Here is a 20,114-nt window from a genome sequence, read left to right as displayed (position 1 = left end):
TCATTGTGCGCTCTGGGATTCCAGTTTCTTCGAGATCGCCGAGGCGAGCTCGCGGATGCCGTCGCTGCCGAGCGAGTCTTCATGCCAGCCGCTGAGGCTGACGACCGCCGTATCCTTGGCGACCGCATCCCCCCAGCCGAAGCGCAGCTTGGCGGCGCGTGGGTGATGCGCCTCGCTGCGCAGGAAGACGATCGATGGATCCTGCGTCTGCGCCGGCTTGTATTGCCGCGAGGCGCGGACCAGCAGGCCGGTTACCGCTTCGTTGGCGACTTCCTCGGGCGAATACTCGCCCTTGCGGACACCGAAGAAGCGCAGCAGGCCAAGTGTCAGGTTGAACTCCTTGAGATAATCGATCAGCCGCATGCGGCCGCCGAGCACCTTCTGCGTGAAGTAGATCGACCGCTTGACGCGCCGCTCCATGTTCCAGCGCTTCTGCGTCAGCTTCGGCTGCGCCCGGAAGTAACCCGGTGCCCAGGCGTCGATCATCGCGGTGAACTGCACCTCCTTGCCCGCCTCGCGCAGCTGCCGGGCGATCTCGAAGGCGAGGATGCCATTGACGCAGAGGCCGACGATCGCAACCGAGGTCACCTGCGGCGGGATTTCCATCGCCTCGATCGCCAGGGCGGCGATCTCCTCGAAGGACTTGCCGGCAAGCGCATCGTCGAGACGCGCGTTGAACATGTTGACGTTGTAGACGGGCGTGTTCTCGGGAAGCGCCCCAGCGAGCTTGTAGTAAAGGAACGGGTGGTTCAGCGTATAGACCGCGGAGGCCCCGCTCCCCTGCTTGCAGGTCATCAGTTCCCAGGGATTGCCGGGGACTACGGCCGGTGCTTCCACCGGTTCCGCCTTGGCGGGCGCCGCCTGGGAGACACCGAACACCGCGCCCGTGAAGCGCTCCAGCGTCGGTTCGCGGAAGAGCAGCTCGAGATTGGGCTTCTCCTCGAATTTCTCGCGAACCGCCGAGAGCATGCGCAGCGCCAGCAGCGAGTGGCCACCGAGCGCGAAGAAATCGCTGCCGGGCTCGACGGAAGGCACGTTCAGCACCTGCTTCCAGATCGCCGCAACCGCCGCCATCTTCTCCGGATCGGCTTTCAACGAAGCTGTGTTCTTAGGCTTTGCCGCAGCGACCGGTGCCGCAGGCGCCTTCGCCGGCAGGCGGAGCGCGGAGCGATCGACCGAACCGTCAGCCGTCTTCGGAAGCCGCATCAGGACGCTGATTTCCTTCGGCAATTTCGCCGCCGGAACCTGCGCTTCGAGATGGCGCATCAACAGCGCAGGCAACTGGTCGAGCGCCTCGTCGCAGGTCGGCGACGGCACGATGAAGGCAACCGAGCCGGTCTCGCCACCGGCCGATATGACCGCGGCTTCGCCGACAGCCGGATGCGAACGCAGCACGCCCTCGACACTGCCAGGATCGAGACGGCGGGCCTCCGCCGGCGAGCCGGCGCGCAGCGGCACCGTCAATGCCGAGAGGTGAACCTCCGGATCGGCAAGCACCGCGTCATAGGTTTCCTTCCAGTAGCGCAGGAAGGTCTCGATCGTCGCACGGTCGAACAGGTCGGTATTGTACTCGATCGACATGCGCCAGCCGCTCGGGCGGCCGACCATCATGAAGCTCAGGTCGTAGATCACGCCAGGCGACTGCGACGGCGCGCTGATCAGTTCGAACTCGCCATAACGGCGGTCTTCGAGGAAGGCCTTCGACAGGTTGAAATTGACCGAGATCAGCGGATTGCGCGACGGATCGCGCGGCGGATTGATCATCCCGACCAGCTCGTTGAACGGCATGCGCTGATGAGCGAGCACGCCTTCCAGCATCTCGTTTGCCGCATGCACATGCTCGGTAAAGGTCGGATCGCCGCCGATGTCGTATTTCAGCACCAGCGTGTTGATGAAGACGCCGATCAGGTTTTCGAGATCGGTATCCTCGCGTCCCGCGACATTCGAGCCGAACAGCACGCACTTGTCGCCGGTCAGCCGGTGGAGCATGGCGCTGATGACGGCCGCACCATAGCTGTAGAGCGAGACGCGCGCCTTGCGGGCGGCGGCATCGATCCTGTCGCCGAAATCCATCGGCTGCAAGATCGAGATCAGGTCGGCATTGGTGGTCTTGACCGGACCGCGCGGGCGGTCCGGCTGAACTTCGAAATAGGGCACATCGGTCAGCTTCTCGCGCCAGAAGGTGCTCTCGGTCTCGAAACCGTAGCTTTCCAGATATTCGGCCTGCCAGAGCGCGTAGTCGCCATATTGAAGCGCCAGTTCCGGTACGTCGGGTGTGCGCCCGGCATCGATGGCAGCGGCGATCTCGCCGAGCTCGCGGCCGAGCACGCGGATCGACCAGCCGTCGAAGCAGCTCTGATGCGCGGTGATCAGGAGCACGCCGACATCGTTTTCCATCATCAGCAGAGTGACGCGGAACAGTCCGGCCTTGCCGAGATCGAAGGGCACCCGCGCCGTTTCCTCGCCGATCGAAGGCACGCGGCTCTTGCGGGTCTCCGGCGTCATGTTGCGCAGGTCGATGACCGGCATCTTGAAGTCGACGCTCTGGACCACCTGCTGATAGGGACGGCCGTCCTTCTCGACGATCCTGGTGCGCAGCACCTCATGGCGCTGGATGATCTTGCGGAAGGCGGCTTCCAGCGTTGCCGCCTTGAAGTTTCCGCGGATCTCCCAGCGGACCGCCACGTTCAGGCCGGGGTTACCGGGATTGAGCTGGTTCAGGATCCAGCAGCGCAGTTGTGTCTGCGTGCAGGGAAACTCGCCGATGATTTCCTGGTCGTCTTCCGGCTGTGACGGTGTCTTTTCGAATACGCTCATGATGCTCTCCCCAGCCCGTTGCGGCGAGCGCCGTTACGGAAGTCCTTCAGCGACGGAACGTGATACTGAGCCGCTGTCTGGCTCATCGTGTTCTGCTCCTCGGCGAAGGCCGCAAGTTCGGCGATCGACGGATGGCGCAGCAGGTGCTTGGCTTCGAGCGGCAGGCCGGCATCCAGCATGCGGGCAGCGATGCGGAAGATGGCGAGCGAGTCGGTGCCGAGTGCGTAGAGATTGTCCTCGACGCCGACGTCGGGGAGGTTCAGCACTTCCTGCCAGATGGCGAGCAGCTTGGCCTCCATGTCGGTCCGCGGCTTGACGGTGATGATCTGCGTTTCGCGCTTCGGCAGGCCGCGCAGCTTCAGCGTCTTGCGGTCGAGCTTGCCGTTTGCGGTCTGCGGCAGCTGGGTTTCAGGTACCCAGAAGGCGGGAACCATGTAGCCCGGCAGCTTGGCCTTGGCATGGGCGGCGAGTTCGGCGGGCGACGGCTCGCCTGCCCCGGCGGCCGGGACGACATAGGCGACCAGCGACTTGTCGCCCTTCTCGTTCTCGGCAAGAACCACGGCGCATTGCGCGATCCCCGGCACCTGGGCGACGACGGATTCGATGTCGCCGAGCTCGATGCGGAAGCCTCTGAGCTTGATCTGCTGGTCGCGGCGGCCGAGCAGCTGCAGCGAACCATCCACCAGCCGCTTGCCAACGTCACCGGTCCTGTAGAGGCGGTGCGGCTTGCCCTGATCGAAGGCGACGGGAACGAAGGCCTTCTCGGTGAGATCGAGCCGGTCGAAGTAGCCGTTCGCCAGGCCGTCGCCACCGATGCAGAGTTCGCCGGTCACGCCGATCGGGGCGATCTGGTTGGTCTCATCGAGGATGTAGAGCTGGGTATTGGCGATCGGGTGGCCGATGGTGATCGGCTTGCCGGCATCGGTGACCTGCTCGACGGAAGACCAGATGGTGGTTTCGGTCGGGCCGTACATGTTCCAGAGCTCGCCGCCGATCGTCAGCAGCGCCCGGGCCAGGTCCTTCGGCATCGGCTCGCCGCCGCAGAGCATCTTCAGCGAAGGCTGGTTCTTCAGCCCGGCCTCAACCAGCATCTGCCAGAGGGTCGGCGTTGCCTGCAGGACGGTTGCCCCGCTCTTGTTGACGAGATCGACCAGCGCAAAGCCATCCTGCACCGTCTGGCGGTCGGCGATGATCACCTTGCCGCCGGAGATCAGCGGCAGGTAGAGCTCGAGTGCGGCGATATCGAAGGAGATCGTGGTCACCGCGACGATGCTGTCATCTGCCGTGAACTTCGGCTCGCGCTGCATCGACAGGAGGAAGTTGGTCAGCGCCCGGTGCGGAACCTCGACACCTTTCGGCACGCCGGTCGAACCCGATGTGAAGATGACATAGGCGGCCGCACTGGCCTCAGGCAAGTTTTTTAGGACCGCCTCCGTCAGCGAAGCAGCATCCCGAGTCTTGTCGAGGCGAATGACCGGAACGCCGGCGGCAAGGGCTGCCATCTCGTCGCTATCGGCAATCATCGCGCCGATGCGGGCGGCATCGATGGTCTGGCTGAGGCGCTCGACCGGATGGCCGGGATCCATCGGCACATAGGCATGGCCGGATTTCATGATCGCCAGCAGGGCGACGACCATGGCGATCGAGCGGTCGCAGAGCAGCGCGATGCGCTGGCCGGGCTGCGGCACCGCCATCTGGATCTCCAGCGCCAGGGCGTTCGAGCGGGCCTCGAGATCTCCGTAGCTGATCGTCTCGGCGCCGTACTGGACGGCAGTCGCATCGGGATGCTCGGCAGCACGCTTGGCGAAGAGCGAGACGGCGAGTTCTTCCTGGTCGTAGCTGGAAGCCGTATCGTTGAGATCGCCGATCAGCCACGAGCGTTCTTCGGCCGAAAGCATCGGCACCTGCTCGATCGCCATCGTCAGATCGTCGGCAAGAGCGCTGACCATCGTGTCGAAGTGGCCGATCCAGCGCTCGACCGTTTCGCGGTCGAAGACATCGGCATTGTAGTCGACGTCGATACGGACGCTGTCGCGGCCTTCGATCATGTTGAAGAACAGGTCGAAGTTGGAGAAGGCCTTGGCATTCGGCGCCATCTGCGCCTTCAGGTCGCCGAAGCTTTCGTCACCGGCAACACGCTCCAGGTTGAACTGGATTTCCGTCAGCGGCAGGCGGCGGGCGTCGCGCTTGACGCCAAGTTTCCTGACTAGTGTGCCGTAGGTATAGGCCTGGTTTTCGAAGGCCTTGAACACCAGCTGCTGTGTCGCCTTCAGATGCGTCAGGAAGCTCTCATGCGCATCGACGGTCTGGCGCAGCGGCAGCAGGTTGACGCAGTGGCCGAAGAGCACCTCGTCACCGGCGAGCGTCTGGCCGGCAGACGGGATGGCGATGACGATGTCCTGCTGGCCGGAGAGCCGTGCGACCATCACCTGCAGGGCGGCGAGCAGCGTCGAGAACAGCGTTGCCCCCGACTTCGCACCAGCCTTTTTCAGCGACTTGTAGTGCTTGCTCGAAATGAAGCCGGTGCAGGTGCCGCCCGCAAAGGTGCGCGGCTCTTGGCGCTGGCGGTCGAGCGGCAGCTCGGGCAGTTCGGGAATGGTCTTGAACTGATCGAGCCAGAAGGCTTCGGTCGCCGGATCGGTATCGGAATTCGGCGCATATTGCGTCGCATAGGTGGCGAAGGACATGGCCGCCGGCAGTTCCGCCTCCTTGCCTTCCTTGATCGCCGAATAGACGGTCGAGAGCTCGTTGACGAAGATGTTCAGCGACCAGCCGTCACAGATGATGTGGTGACCGGTGAAGACGAAGACATGCTGGTCCGCAGCGAGCTTGATGATCGCGGCGCGGGCGAGATAGCCCTCGACGAGATCGAAGGGCGTGCGCGCCTCGCCATCGAGGATTTCCTGCAGGCGGGCTTCCGGATCGCTGTCGCCGGACATGTCGATCAGCGGCACTTCGAGGCGGAAGTCCTGGATGAACTCGAAGTTTTCGCCGGTGCGCGAGAACTTGATGGACAGCGCATCGTGGCGTGCCGCGACACGATCGACGGCCTGCTGGAAGACGGTATGGTCGAAATCGCCTTCGAGCCGCAGCAGGAAGGATTCGTTGAAGGCGCAGGACGCCTCGTCACCGGCTTGGGCGGCGAGCCAGACTTCTTTCTGTGCCTCGGTCAGCGGCGCCGAGTGCAGCCGCGGCTTGTCCTCAGACTTGAAAGGGTTGGAGACACCATTGGTCTTTCGTTCCGCCGGAGCGAGGATACCGACGCCCTGCAGGGCATCGAGCGCCTTGCGGAAGGCGGCGGCGATGGCGTTGAAGTCTTCCTCGACATGCGCCGTCGTCAGGAAGCAGGGATAGCCTTCCTGGATATGGATGCCGTTCAGGCGCATATGCGGATAGACGAGCGCGCCGAGCGGATCTTCACCGCCGAAATCGGTGATGAACCAGCTCTTGTAGCCGTGGATCGTCATGCTGATGCCGCGCTTGGCGAGATCGGCATTCATTTCTGCAATCAGCGCCTGGGTGCGTTCCGCGACCCAATCATAAAGAATGGCACCATCGCCCTTGATATGGTCGATGACCGCGCGCATGGCGGCAAGAACCAGAGGATGGCGGACGAAGGTGCCGGCGAAGAAGGTCGGTGCCGTCATCGGCACGGAGTCATCGCCATAATTCCAGTGGCCGCCGTCGAGGGCGTCCATGAAGCGGGCATTGCCGGTCAGGACACCGATCGGCATGCCGCCGCCGATGACCTTGCCGTAGGTGGCCATGTCGCCCTTGATGCCCCAGATCGCCTGCATGCCGCCCGGATCGACGCGGAAGCCGGTGACGACTTCGTCGAAGACCAGCGCGAATTCAGCATCGGTAGCGATCTGGCGCAGCGAACGGACGAACTCGACCGGGCGCAGTTCCGGATGGCGGCTCTGCACCGGCTCGATGATCACGGCGGCGATATCGTCGGCATTGCCGCGGATATAGTCGAGGCTCTCCGGTGCGCCGTAGCGCAGCACGACCATGTTCGAGACCGAAGCAGCCGGGATGCCCGAAGCAATCGGGATCGCCGACGGATTGTCGGCGCGGTTGCGGCCCTTGACCAGCACTTCGTCGAACTGGCCGTGATAGTCGTTGGAGAACACCACGATCTTGTCGCGGCCGGTGACGGCACGCGCCAGGCGCATCGCCGCCATGACCGCTTCCGAGCCGGTATTGCAGAAGGTGACGCGCTCGTGGCCGGTCAGCGTCGCGATCGCGTCGGCGACTTCGCCGGCAAGCGGCGTCTGCGGGCCGATGGCAAAGCCGTCATCGGCCTGATCCTTGACGGCGCGGACGACGAAATCAGGCGCATGGCCGAAAGCCGTCTGGCCGAAGCCGTTGACCAGATCGATATATTCGTTGCCGTCGATATCCCAGAGGCGCGAGCCCTTCGAGCGATCGCAGACCAGCGGGAAGATCATTTCCTTCCATTCGGGGCGGAAGCCGGAGGCCGTGCGCGGATCGGCAAGGCGGCGGCGATAGCGGGCGGTCGAGGACTTCGACCGGCGCGTCTTGGTTTCATAGGCGGCAATAAGATCCGAGATGAACTGGCGTTTTTCCGGCGACAGCTCGGAAACCGTGCTCTTGGTGCCCGGCTTGTAGAGCTTCATGCGGCGCGAGGCCTGCGGAGCATCGCCACCACCCTCGCCTTCCGGCGCAGTGGGTGCTGCAACAGCGGCAGGCGCTGCGGGCGCGGCTTCAGTGACCGGCTGCGGTGCAGGAGCGGCAGGCACGACGACCTGCGCCGGCATCAGCGCGGCTTCGGAGACGCCACCCTGCATCAGCGCCATCTGCTGAGCAAACAGCGACTGCATGACCTGCAGCTGCGACTGCATCAGAGCTTCGAGGCCCGTACCGGCAGCCGCCGGCAGCGGATTGATGCGCGGCGCGGCAACCGGCATGACCGGCTGCGACACCACCTGGACCGGAGCGGCAGCAGCCGCTTGAGCTGCGACAGGTGCGGCAGCGGCCGGCGCCTTGTCGGCCGGCATCTCGCGGTCGAGATGGCGGGCGAGATCGGCGATCGAGGGGATGTTGCTCAAGAGCTCGCGGAAGGAGATCTTGACCTTGTATTCGCGCTCCACCTTCTGGGCGAATTGGCCGATCAGAAGGGAATCGAAGCCGAGTTCGAGGAAGGTTGCGGAACTATCGCTGGCACTGAGCGACTCGCCCGAAATGTCGCTCAGAATCCGAAGCAGGGAAGCTTCGATGACAGGAACACGATCGACAACGGATGCAACGGTCATTGGTTTACTCTCACCGGTAGGTTGCTCTTGAATGCTGGTGGCGGGGGTTGCCACGGGTACGGAAACGGGTTGTGAAGCAGCGCCTGCCGCGGCGCGGCGTGCCGAAGGCGGCGCGTCGATCCAGTGGCGCTTGCGCTGGAAGGGATAGGTCGGCAGATGAACCTTGCTGCCGCCGCGCGACCAGGCCGACCAGTCGATGTTGCAGCCGGCCATCCAGAGCTTGCCGACGGCATCGCCGAGCGTCTCCGGCGCCGCATCGGCGCGGTCATGCTCGGGCAGCGACTGGATGATCGTCGCGACATTTTCCTTGGCGAGCGTCTGCGAGGCGAAGGTCGAGAGCGCCCGGCCGGGGCCGATCTCCATCAGTACCGGCTTGACGCCGCGGCAGAGCGTTTCGAGACCGGCGGCGAACCGCACGGTTTCGCGGCAATGGCGTGCCCAGTAGTCCGGCGACGTACCGCGCTCGCCGGTCTGCCAGTCGCCGGTGACGCAGGAGATGTAGGGAAGCGTCGCCGTGCCGTAGGTGACGCGGGCGGTCTCGTCGCGCAGCGCATCGGCTGCCGCATCCATCATCGCCGAGTGGAAGGCGTGCGACGTATGCAGGCGGCTATAGGCGATACCGGCGCTGTCGAGCGAGGCGCAGGCGGCATCGACGGCAGCGAAGGTGCCGGAGATGACGCAGAGCTTCGGCGCGTTGACGGCGGCGATCTCGACGCCCTCGCGCAGATGCGCCGAGACCGTCTCGATATCGGAACGCACCGAGACCATCGCCCCATGCGGCTGGTTCTGCATCAGGCGGCCACGGGTGGCGACCAGGCGAAGACCGTCTTCGAAGGAGATGACATTGGCGAGCGTCGCGGCAACGAATTCGCCGACGCTGTGGCCGATCATCGCGAAGGGACGCACGCCACGGCTCATCCAGAGGCGGGCCAGCGCATGCTCGACCAGATAGAGGCATGGCTGGGCGATCTGCGTCTCGCGCTGCTCGTCCATCATCGACTGCGTCACGGCGCCGGAATGGCAGATATATTCGCGCAGATCGGCATTCAGCGTCATCTTCAGCAGTTCGGCACCGCGGTCGATCCAGCGGGTGAACTCCGGCTCGCGGCTATACAGGGCAGCGCCCATGCCGACATATTGCGCGCCCTGCCCCGGGAACATGAAGGCGATCGGCGGCGCTGTGTCCTCGGCGGTCATCGACGTGTAGCGTTCGGACTTCAGGCGCTCGATCGCATCGTCACGGTTCATCGCCGCAAAGGCGCTTCGATGCGCAAAGGTGCGGCGGCCGGTCTGCAGCGTGTGGGCGGCATCGGCAAGCGTCACATCCGGCTTGCTTTCGAGATGGGCACGCAGATTGCCGCGCATCGCGGCAAGCGCCTCAGGCGTGCGGGCCGAGAGCGGCACGATGAACGGACCCTGGGCCGCCGCCGCCTCGGCAACGGCAGGCGCTTCCTGCAGCACGACGTGAATATTGGTGCCGCCGACGCCGAAGGCGCTGACACCGGCGCGGCGCGGCGTATCGGAGGCCGGCCAGTCAGCCATTTCGTTGAGGATGTAGAAGGGGCTGTTGGCAAGGTCGATGCGCGGGTTCGGCGAACGGTAGTTCGGCATGCCTGGGAGCTTGGCATTCTTCAGCGCCAGCGCCGTCTTGATCAGGCCGCAGACGCCGGCAGCCGCATCCATGTGGCCGACCGTGCCCTTGACGGAGCTCAGCGCCACATTGCGGCGGCGGCCGGAAATGCTGGAAAAGGCCTCGCTGAGGCCGCCGAACTCGATCGGATCGCCGAGCGGCGTGGCGGTGCCGTGGCACTCGATATAGCCGATGGTTTCAGGCTCGATACCGGCATTGGCGATGGCTGCCGAGATGACATTGGCCTGGCCGGCGATGCTGGGCGCCGTGAAGCCGACCTTTTCCGATCCGTCATTGTTGACGGCATAGCCGCGGATCACGGCATAGACGCGGTCGCCGTCCCGCAGCGCATCTTCGAGACGCTTCAGCGCCACCACACCGGCGCCGCTGGCAAACACGGTTCCGGCGGCATCGGCATCGAACGGGCGGCAGACGCCATCCGGCGAGACCATGCCGCCTTCCTGGTACATGTAGCCGCGCTTCTGCGGCAGGGTCACGGAGACGCCACCGGCAAGCGCCATGTCGCAGCTATAGGTGAGCAGGTTCTGGCAGGCCTGGGAGACGGCAAGCAGCGAGGTCGAGCAGGCCGATTGCAGCGAGAAGGCCGGCCCCTGAAGATCGAGCTTGTAGGCAACGCGGGTGGCGAGCGCATCGGTCAGCGATCCGACGATCTGCTGGTAGAAACCGATCTGGTAGTTCGAGGTCATCTCCTCGGCCGTCTGGCGGTCGCGGAGCACGTTGTTGATCAGGTAGGTCGGCATCGAGGCGCCGGCGAAGACGCCGATCAGGCCTTCATACTTGGCAGGATCGTAGGCGGCGTCTTCCAGCGCTTCCCAGCAGATTTCCAGGAAGATGCGGTGCTGCGGATCGGTGACCGCGGCTTCTTTCGGGAACATCCCGAAGAAATCGGCATCGAACATGTCGACATCGGCAAGCGCCGGGCGTGCCGGGACGAAATTCGGGAGAGCCCTCTCCTCATCGGTAAAGGAGTCTTCGAGCTCATCCAGCTTGTACTTGTAGAAGCTGTTCTCGCCGGATGCGACGAGGTCCCAGAGCGCATCGACGTTCTTCGCTCCGGGAAACCGTCCCGACATGCCGACGATTGCGATCTGCCCTGCATCAGGCAAGGCTTCTCCGGCGTCGCCCCCACGATCCCCTGTCATTTCGTGTTCCTCCGGAACCGAGCCATATTGTTGCGCTGCTGTTCGGCGCGCAGGGCTGCCGCAGCGTCCCGGCCCGAATTGTCGTGTTTGCCCTCGAGGAAGCGCGATAGTTCGCGGATCGTCGAGTGCTTGAAGAGCTGGACGACCGGCACCTGACGGCCGAGCTCGGCCTCCATGCGGGCGTGGATCTGCATCAGCTGCAGCGAGGTGCCGCCGAGGTCGAAGAAGTTGGTGTCGAGATCGACGGGCTTGTTGCCCAGTGCATCGCGCCACAGCCGCGTCAGCATCGCCTCGCCGCCGGTGTCAGCGGCAATCTCGATCGCGCTCGGCGCAGCCTCGACAACAGGGGCCAGAAGCTTCGAGCGATCGATCTTGCCGGCCCGGGTCATCGGCATCTGATCGATGACGATTGCCGAGTTCGGGATCATGAAGGCCGGCAGGCGGCCGCGCAGCGTCGCCATGACATCGCGCGTCAGTTCCTGGTCCCTGCCGCGCAGATCCTCGCGCGGGCAGAGGAAGGCGACCATCTGCTTCAGTTCCGGTCCCATCACCTGGCAGACGACGGCCGCTTCCGAAAGTCGCGTATCGTTGCGCAGCGCCGTCTCGATCTCGTCGAGCTCGATGCGCTTGCCGTTGACCTTCACCTGGCGGTCGCGGCGGCCGTGGAAATGAACGGTGCCGTCGGCATCCATCGTGCCGAGATCGCCGGTCAGGTAGCAGCGGACCGGACCATTGCGGGTCTCGACCATGACGAAGCGCTCGCGCGTCAGCTCCGGCCGGTTGAAATAGCCGAGGCCAAGCCCCTCGCCAGCGAGAGCGATCTGGCCCTCTTCGCCAACCGGCACTTCATGCAGGTGATCGTCGAGGATGAGGATCTGCGTGTTGCCGATCGCCTTGCCGATCGGCATTTCAGTGCCCTTGAAATCGGCCGGGATATTATAGCCCGTCACCAGCACCGTCGCTTCGGTCGGGCCGTAGGCGTTGGTGAGGCGGCAGTTCGGATGCGACTGCAGGAAGCGCAGCGAATGGGCGACCGAGGCGACATCGCCGCCGAACAGCACATGGCGCAGCGACGGAACCCGGTCACGGCCGAAATCGGCAAGCAGATTGAACAGGCCGGGCGTCGAAACATGAAAGGTGACGCCGTGCTCTTCGACAAGGTCGCAGAGGCGGCTGATCGAGAAGTTCAGATCTGGCATGCCGACCAGCTTGCAGCCGTTCAGCAGCGCGCTCCAGATTTCCAGCGTCGAGGCATCGAAGGAGATCGTCATCGCATGCAGCACGACATCCTTGCTGGCGAGCGGATTGAAGTCCTGCTCCTGCACCAGATTGGCAATGCCGCGATGCGCCACGACGACGCCCTTCGGGCGGCCGGTCGAGCCAGAGGTGAACATCACATAGGCGACGTCGTCGCCGGCCGGCCGCGCGGCCGGGCGAACCGTCGGAGATGCGGAAGCTTCGGCGATAACCGCCCGTGCATCGAAAACCTTGCTCGGAAGGCCCGGGATCAGCGCCAGCTTCTGGATCGACGCCGCTTCGGCGAAGATCACCTTCGGAGCGCATTCACGGATGACATAGTCGAGATGTTCGGCCGGATAGGCCGGATCGAGCGGCAGGTAGGCGGCGCCCGCCTTCAGGGCGGCCAGCATGCAGACGATCGTTTCCAGGCTGCGCGGCAGAAGAAGACCGACGACGTCACCCCTCGAGACGCCCCGCTCTTCCAGCGTCACGGCCACCTTGTCGGAGAGCTCGTCGAGCTCGCGATAGGTCAGCGAGACGCTGCCGAAAACCAATGCCGTGGCCGACGGATTCTTCTGCACATGCGCGCGAAAGATCTCCGGCAATCCCTTGTCGCGGTCGTAGCTGACCGTATCGCTTCTCTCGATCGTCCCTGGATATGCTAGGCCCGTCATTGCACTTCCCCCTTGTCGTCTGCTGGCGGGTTTCTGCTGCGCGGCATTCGTGTGGCGACCTTCCCATTTCAGCGGGATTTCGCCAGATGATCATTGGGATGACCCCTTCGCCAAACCGGCCCTCCAAATCGCTAGAGGGTGTAGAAAAGCCGACGCATGGGGCTATCCGGTAGTGCCCTACCTAGCCGAAAGAATTAGCCTGCCCGGGAGGGCCGCAAATGCGCCGGGAGCGGCATCTCTGCCGCTCCCGCAATTGCTTGTGAAACCTGGAAATTACGGCTGCTGTGGCAGCGCGTAGACATGCACGTAATCGACATACATATGCGATGGATCGGGTGCGCTCGCCTTGGTGACATTGTCGACCAGGCCAAGGTTGAGCAGCACATACATCGGCTGCTGGTGTTCCGGCCGCGTCTCGGTCTTCCAGACCATCTGCCGGTCGAAATACATGCGGATGTATTTCTCGTCGATCTTCACCCCATAGGTATGAAAATCGCCCGGCTTGTTCTTCAGGAAGGCGTTGATGCGCGAGAATTTCGAATAGTGGTCGCCGTTGCGGTACCAGACGTGAACGGTCGAGGAATAGCCGTCGGGCTTGTCGCCGTAATATTCCATCACGTCGATCTCGGCGGTCGATTTCGAGCGGTCCTTGCCGATCAGCCAGAAGGCCGGCCAGAGACCCGGTCCGGTCGGCAGCTGCGCTCGGGTCTCGAAGTATCCGTACTGCTGCGCGAAGCCATTGCCCTTCGGATCGACGGAGGCAAGCAGGCCGGAGCGCCACTCACCCTTGCCGTCCTTCGAGGATTCGATGCGCAGCACGCCGTCGTCGACGGTGAACGGAAAGCCGTCCTTGGGATTGGCAAAGCGCGCGCCGCCGAAATCGCCCGACCACGGCGTATGGGCAATCCAGCGCGTTCCCGGCCCCCAGGCCGAAACGCTGAGATCGTCGAATTCGTCGGCGAAGGTCATCTTCATCTTGTCGAGATCGAGCCCGTCACCGGTATCGCCGGTTACAGCCGCATCCTCGGCAAAGACAGGCGCCGGTGCAGCCATCGCGAGAGCGGCCGCACAGAGCGCCAGCAGCAAAGGCCGCCGGCCGCCCGTCAATTCATCACTGCGAGAAGTCTTCGATAGCTTTGACATGCCGCGAACGATAGGCAGGCTGCACAACCGGGTGAAGAACCACGTTCGGCCGAAGCCCTGCCCGAAAGAAGTAGTCCGGGGCGTAAATACGCGCCGGTTCCCAGCATGCTAGTCTTTTGCTAAATCGGGCGGGACAACGACTTCCATGCACTTTCAGATCATGGGACTGCTGACGTTGGTACTGGGCGCGGCGGCACTTTACATGCCCCCGGTCTGGTCGTTCCTGTTCATGTTCGCCTCGACCGTCTTCGGCTCCGCCGCCGCCTTCAATCTGTCGGGCCTCGGCGGCGCCTCGGTTCTGGTTCCCAACCTGTTTCTGGTGTTCTTCTGCATCCGCGTGCTGATGACCTGCGGCGAAGGACGGGTGTTTGCAGCCTTCGTGCCGCCGCGGATCGGCTTCTTCCTGCTGACGCTGACCATCTTCGGCCTGGTGACCGCCGTCTTCTTCCCGCGCCTGTTCGCCGGCCTGGCCGAGACCATGGTGGTCGAGCGGCAGGTCGGCGCCCGCAGCTTCATTGCACTCACGCCGCTGCGCTTCTCCTCCAACAACATCACGCAGACGGTCTATGCGATCGGCGGTCTGCTCTGCTTCGGCTGCACCTTCGCCTGGTTCCGCCGCGAAGGGATCGCCACCTCATTGGTAACGGCGCTGATCGCCACCACCACCATCAATCTCGCCTTCGCCGTCGCCGACATCCTCACCTATTACTCGCGTACCGAATGGCTGATGGGCTTCGTGCGCACCGCCAATTACGCGCTGCTGACAGGTGCCGAAAAAGGCGGCCTGAAGCGCATTTCCGGCACCTTCCCGGAGGCGTCCGCCTTCGCCGACTATACACTGGTGTTCTTCGCCGCGATCTCCAGCCTGTGGCTCGACGGCATCCGCACGCGCGTCACCGGCATATTGGCGCTATCGCTGCTCGCGGCCCTGCTGCTCTCGACCTCGGCGACCGCCCTCGTCGGCGTTGCCGCGGTGATGCCCTTCCTGCTGCTGCGGGCGATCCGCGGCCGCCATGCGCTGGCAATCACCGTCGGCGCCGCCGCCCTGCCGCTGGTGGCGATCATCGTCGTCGTCGCCCTGCCCGATATGGCCGCCGGCCTTCACGACTTCCTCGACGAAATGGTGCTCTCCAAGGCCGACAGCCAATCCGGCCGCGAGCGCTTCATGTGGAATGCCGTCGCCTATGAAAGCTTCGTCAACACCTATGGCTTCGGCGCCGGCCTCGGCAGCGCCCGCGCCTCGAGCTTCGTGCTGGTGCTGCTCTCCAATCTCGGCGTCGTGGGCACGATGATCTTCGTCATCTTCGCGATCGCCGTCTTCACCGCCCGGCTGCCGAAATACGATCCGGAACGCAACGAAGACATCGCCGCCGTGCGCGCCGCCAAGCTCGGCTTCTATGCCGTGCTGGTGACGGCAACCATATCGGGCACCGTCTACGATCTCGGCCTGACCTTCTACATCCTGGCCGGTGGCGTTGCCGCCCTGTCGCTGCCGCGCACCGTCAGCCGCCCGGCTCATAACAATCCGGCATTCCGCTTTGCGGGCGCGCATCAGGATGCTGCACAGGTCCGCTCATGAAAATCCTGGTCTTCAACGTCAAATACAGCGAGAATCTCGGCGACGGCCTGCTGGCCGATTGCATCGAGGAGACCCTGCGGGCCGAAGGCGACGAGGTGGAGACGCTGGATCTCGCCGGGCGCACCGCCGTCGGCACCAGCCGCAACCGCGCGCTCATCCTCAATATCCTCCGGCACCTGCCCGCACTGCTGCGCCGCGCCGTCGTCACCCGCGCGCTCGCAAAATCGTTGAAGGCGAGCCGCAGCCTGTGGGACGCGAAGATCGCCGCTGCGGACGCCGTCATTCTCGGCGGCGGCAACCTCTTCCAGGATGACGACCTGAATTTCCCGTTGAAGGTCGGCACGCTACTCGATTGCGTCGCCCGGTCGAAGAAGCCGCTTGCGATCTATGCCGTCGGCGTCGGTCCGCACTGGTCGGAACCGGCAAAGCGGCTGTTCGGCCGCCTGCTCGGCACCAATCTGAAGCACCTTTCGGTGCGTGACGGCTTTGCATACCGCAACTGGCTGCAGCATTTCCCCACCGGCCCCATTCCAGAGATCGAGCCCGATCCCGGCTTGCTGGCAGGCTCTCTCGCACCTGCCACCTCCCCCATCCAGGGCAATGTCGGCCTCTGCGTCACGGAACCGAAGATCCTCGCCCGCCACGCCTCGCGCGCCGGCGCTGCCATTCCGCTGACCTCGGTCGCCGACTACCTGGCGCTGATTGCCGAGCTGACCGGCACCGGCTACCGCGTCACGCTCTTCTCCAACGGCGCAAGCGAAGACCAGCGGCTGGCGGAAGCAGTCTTTGCCGCGGCAGAAACTGCCGGCATTGGCACAGCAGGAGAGCTGGCACTTGCCGGCCGCCCGCAGGACCCGCAGCAGCTGCTTTCGATCCTTGCCGAAAACAGCGTCATCGTCGCCCACCGCCTGCATGCCTGCATCGCCGCACATGCGATGCAGATCCCGGCCGTCGGCATTTCCTGGGATGGAAAGGTGGAAGGTTTCTTCAAGGCGATGGACCGCGCAGGCTTCTTCGCCGCCGCCGGAACCACCCCTTCAGAGATCGCCGCGATGGTCGCCAAAGCGGAGCGCGAAGGCATCGATCCAGCCCGTCATCACGAACAAGTGACTTCAGCCAAATCTGCGCTTTTGAACGTGCGGTCGATTTTGCGCGGCGATGAATACTTTAACGCGAGTCCAAAGGCCAAAAAACGTAATAAATTGACACAAAGTGTATAAATACGAGAATTATTCTGCACCACTATTGAAAATAACCATTCCCGCAAATCTATCCCCACCAACAATGGCATCGGCGAGACAACGATAAATATTCATGTTACGATCTTCTCATATTTAATGGTTAAAAGGTAATTAAGGGGAAAGAGAACCACGAAGTTTGCTGGAGGCGGGGCGTGGCGATATACGAAGGGTCGGACCACGAAAATCTTGGGCTGGTCAGAATACAAGGGCAAAGAGTTTCGCTATCGGGCGGGAGTTACCGCGCCTATGACGACGGCGATATCGTGTTTGACCCGGAAGCCAGAAAAGCGGCGCTGCTTATTCTTGTGAGCGGCTGGGCCGTATCGTGCAAATCGCTGCCCAACGGTACGCGCGTCATTCTCGAATTCATTCTCCCCGGCGACATCATCTGGACGCCATCGGTGGCAATCGCCCGTGAGATGATCGAAGCGATTTCGCCTACTCAATTCTACGAACTCAGCGGCATGACGCTGGCCCGCTATCTCGACAGCACCACCGGCCAGGACATCGTGATGGCCGAGATGATGCGCTGTCACGCCCGGATGTCCGAGCGCCTGGCCAATGTCGGCCGCCGCGATGCGCTGGCCCGCACCGGCCACCTTCTCCTTGAACTTGCCGCCCGTATCGGGCCTGACCGGAAGCGCCCGGGCATGGATGGTTTCCAGTGCCCACTGACACAATCCGATATCGGTGACGCCGTCGGCTTGTCGACCGTCCATATCAACCGCGTCCTGAAGGACTTGCGGGTCAACGGCCTTGTTTCTTTTAGAAACGGCATCGTTGAATTCCTGAATCGCAGGAAACTTGAAGAGCTTGTCGAGTTTGACGACAGTTACTTGGCGACACAACCGCAGATTATTCCGCGGTAATTCAATAGTCCGAATTAAGTAGGACAACCATTTCTGGGCTAATTACTTCTACTTTCGATATTTTAATAGAGCCTTAACCTATGTTAATGCCACCGCTTTTGGCTTCATCCATATTTACACTCAAGAGATAAATTCCGGAGCCAAGGAATTCAAACAATCGTAGCACATAGTGCTAAGTAATAATTCTCGGGCTTACTTCTCTTGCACGTTTAGTATTGAGTTCAACCAATGTAGGGGCGTGAAATGGAAGGTCTTACAACAACAAGTGATCAGATTCGAACTGACACAGCAGCTCACCTCATCTCTCTTCGCACATCGGATTCCCTGAGGCACTTTTCCTCATCTTCCCGGGCAGACGCCCAGGAAGACCTGCCGGAATACGTGCTTCTTCTGGATCCCCGTTCGCTGCAGAGCGAATGCCTGTCGCGCAGCCTTTCCGAATATGACGAGGACCTCAAGGTCATCACCGCGACCTCGATCGAAGACTGGCAGCGCAAGCGCATGCGGTTCGAGCCGGCGCTGATCCTCTATATGATCGGCGGCAAGCACGTCTCGGACCCGGATGTGAGCGATAAGATTGCCAAGCTCACTCAGAAATTTCCATCGGTACCGGTTGTCGTCGGCGCAGAGGGCGACGAGATCCAGCAGGTGCTGAAGGCGCTGGAATGCGGAGCAAAGGGATACATTCCGGCCAATATCGGTATCGGCGTTGCCGCCGAAGCCATTGCACTTGCCCGTGCGGGTGGCGTCTTCATTCCGGCCAGCAGCCTGCTCGCCGCCAAGGAGATGATCACCTCCAGCACCACGGCAGCCAAATGCGGCGATCATTCCTTCACGCCGCGCGAAATGTCCGTCGCCGACGCCCTGCGCCGCGGCAAGTCCAACAAGATCATCGCCTATGAAATGAACCTCTGCGAAAGCACCGTGAAGGTTCACATTCGCAACATCATGAAGAAGCTGCATGCGACGAACCGCACGGAAGTCGCCTACAAAATCCGCGAGTTCGCTCAATAATGTTTCATATCGCAGGAAATTGAGCCGGAGCGCCATAAACGCTCCGGTTCTTTTTGCGTGCCGTGCACTCAGCTGCCGCCGGGCTCTAACGCCCTGAGAATGCATAACACTTTCGGCTAGCCCCCTACCCCTATTTGATCCGCCGGCCGCCGATGGAAGCGCTAGGGCGCACGGCCGCCTTCGCCGATGATGGCACCGCTTCAATCGAGGGGACATCCATGCGCGTTGCAATCGTTCATTACTGGCTCGTGTCCATGCGCGGCGGCGAAAAGGTCGTCGAGGCGCTCTGCGACATGTATCCGGAAGCGGACATCTTCACGCTGGTCTATGACGAAAGCCGCGTCTCCGAGAAGATCAAGCGCCACAAGGTGACCTCTTCCTTCCTGCAGAAGGTCCCGGGCGCGGTGAAGCATTACCAGTCGCTGCTGCCGCTGATGCCCTTCGCCCTCGAAAGCCTTGATCTCAGCGGCTACGACCTGATCATCTCGAGCGAATCCGGCCCGGCCAAGGGCATCATCGCCCCGCCGCATTCGACGCATGTCTGCTACTGCCACTCGCCGATGCGCTATATCTGGGATCACTACCATTCCTACCGCGCCAATGCCGGCCTCGCCTCGCGCATGCTGCTGCCCTGGATGGCGCCGCTGCTGCGCTCCTGGGATGTCAGCACCAGCATGCGCGTCGACCGTTTCGTCGCCAATTCGCATCACGTCAGGGCCCGCATCGGCAAATATTACGGCCGCTCGGCAACCGTCATCTATCCGCCGGTTGCCGTCGACGACTACGCGCCCGCGACTGAAACCGGAGACTTCTATCTCTGCGCCGGCCAGCTCGTGTCCTACAAGCGCGTCGATCTCGCCGTGCGCGCCTTCACCAAGATGGGCCGCAATCTCGTCGTCATCGGCGAAGGCAAGGAACTGGCGGCACTCAAGGCAATTGCCGGTCCGACCATCACCTTCCTCGGCCGCGCCCCCTTCCCCGTGCTCAAGGAGAAGCTCGCCCGCTGCAAGGCGCTGATCTTCCCCGGCGAAGAGGATTTCGGCCTGATCCCCGTCGAGACCATGGCAAGCGGCCGCCCGGTCATCGCCTTCGGCAGCGGCGGCGCGCTGGAAACCGTCGTCCCCGGCCTCAGCGGCGTGCTCTTCCACGAGCAGACACCTGAGGCGATCATCGACGCCGTGCACGCCTTCGAAGCAGAATCCGCAGCCTTCGACCCTGCCGCCATCCGCGAACACGCCGCCCGCTTCAGCACCCGCAATTTCAAGCTCGGCATGGACCTCGTCATTCAGGAAGAACTGCGCGCCCGCAAGACCGCCTCGCTGCAGACCACCCCCCACGGCGAAACCCGCCGCTTCCCCTTCGAACCGGCCTTCCCGGCCACGGCGGTGGAGACCGACAGGGTGCATTGAGGCAATTTGGCCGCTGCTCACGCCATGTGACCACTACGCGGAAAGCGTGATTCTCATCCG

Annotated in this window: 9 protein-coding genes; 5 read left to right on the top strand and 4 right to left on the bottom strand. The window is 63.1% G+C overall.

Annotation, left to right across the window (positions count from 1 at the left end):
* The 4 genes from F2982_RS14595 to F2982_RS14580 form a co-directional block, all read right to left on the bottom strand.
* Window positions 1-2,817 carry a condensation domain-containing protein gene (locus tag F2982_RS14595; RefSeq protein WP_203428233.1) on the bottom strand — a complete coding sequence of 939 codons (2,817 nt, stop codon included), beginning with the start codon at window positions 2,815-2,817 and terminating at the stop codon, window positions 1-3.
* Window positions 2,814-10,886, bottom strand: a complete 8,073-nt coding sequence (locus tag F2982_RS14590) for a non-ribosomal peptide synthetase/type I polyketide synthase (RefSeq protein WP_203428232.1) — start codon at window positions 10,884-10,886, stop codon at window positions 2,814-2,816. The genes F2982_RS14595 and F2982_RS14590 overlap by 4 nt, the downstream gene beginning before the upstream one ends.
* Window positions 10,883-12,799, bottom strand: a complete 1,917-nt coding sequence (locus tag F2982_RS14585) for a non-ribosomal peptide synthetase (RefSeq protein ID WP_203428231.1) — start codon at window positions 12,797-12,799, stop codon at window positions 10,883-10,885. Before F2982_RS14585 ends, F2982_RS14590 begins: the two co-directional genes overlap by 4 nt.
* Before the next feature lie 273 nt (window positions 12,800-13,072).
* A complete protein-coding gene (locus tag F2982_RS14580) occupies window positions 13,073-13,906 on the bottom strand; it encodes a glycoside hydrolase family 16 protein (RefSeq protein ID WP_246777449.1) in 834 nt (277 codons plus the stop codon).
* 181 nt (window positions 13,907-14,087) lie between these two features.
* Here F2982_RS14580 and F2982_RS14575 point away from each other — a divergent pair, with 181 nt between their 5' ends.
* From F2982_RS14575 to F2982_RS14555, 5 genes are all read left to right on the top strand, one after another.
* A complete protein-coding gene (locus tag F2982_RS14575) occupies window positions 14,088-15,521 on the top strand; it encodes a hypothetical protein (RefSeq protein WP_203428230.1) in 1,434 nt (477 codons plus the stop codon).
* On the top strand, window positions 15,518-16,741 hold the full coding sequence (locus tag F2982_RS14570) for a polysaccharide pyruvyl transferase family protein (protein ID WP_203428229.1): 1,224 nt from the start codon (window positions 15,518-15,520) through the stop codon (window positions 16,739-16,741). Before F2982_RS14575 ends, F2982_RS14570 begins: the two co-directional genes overlap by 4 nt.
* A gap of 173 nt (window positions 16,742-16,914) precedes the next feature.
* Entirely contained in the window at window positions 16,915-17,631 is a 717-nt protein-coding gene (locus tag F2982_RS14565; protein ID WP_246777448.1) for a Crp/Fnr family transcriptional regulator, read from the top strand.
* Window positions 17,632-18,012: 381 nt separating this feature from the next.
* Complete coding sequence (locus F2982_RS14560) at window positions 18,013-18,645, top strand: response regulator transcription factor (RefSeq protein WP_246777447.1); 633 nt, start codon at window positions 18,013-18,015, stop codon at window positions 18,643-18,645.
* A gap of 218 nt (window positions 18,646-18,863) precedes the next feature.
* The gene (locus tag F2982_RS14555; RefSeq protein WP_203428228.1) at window positions 18,864-20,054 is read left to right on the top strand and encodes a glycosyltransferase; all 1,191 of its coding nucleotides are present in this window, start codon (window positions 18,864-18,866) and stop codon (window positions 20,052-20,054) included.
* The last annotated feature ends 60 nt before the right edge of the window (window positions 20,055-20,114 follow it).

The organism is Rhizobium sp. BG4 (assembly GCF_016864575.1).
Taxonomy (GTDB): Bacteria; Pseudomonadota; Alphaproteobacteria; order Rhizobiales; family Rhizobiaceae; genus Rhizobium.
This window is presented reverse-complemented; position numbering and strand designations above follow the sequence as displayed.

Excerpts from the sequence above, each read along its gene's own strand:
- F2982_RS14595 (WP_203428233.1), bottom strand. The coding sequence starts at position 2,817 with ATGAGCGTATTCGAAAAGACACCGTCACAGCCGGAAGACGACCAGGAA.
- F2982_RS14590 (WP_203428232.1), bottom strand. The coding sequence starts at position 10,886 with ATGACAGGGGATCGTGGGGGCGACGCCGGAGAAGCCTTGCCTGATGCA.
- F2982_RS14585 (WP_203428231.1), bottom strand. The coding sequence starts at position 12,799 with ATGACGGGCCTAGCATATCCAGGGACGATCGAGAGAAGCGATACGGTC.
- F2982_RS14575 (WP_203428230.1), top strand. The coding sequence starts at position 14,088 with ATGCACTTTCAGATCATGGGACTGCTGACGTTGGTACTGGGCGCGGCG.
- F2982_RS14570 (WP_203428229.1), top strand. The coding sequence starts at position 15,518 with ATGAAAATCCTGGTCTTCAACGTCAAATACAGCGAGAATCTCGGCGAC.
- F2982_RS14555 (WP_203428228.1), top strand. The coding sequence starts at position 18,864 with ATGCGCGTTGCAATCGTTCATTACTGGCTCGTGTCCATGCGCGGCGGC.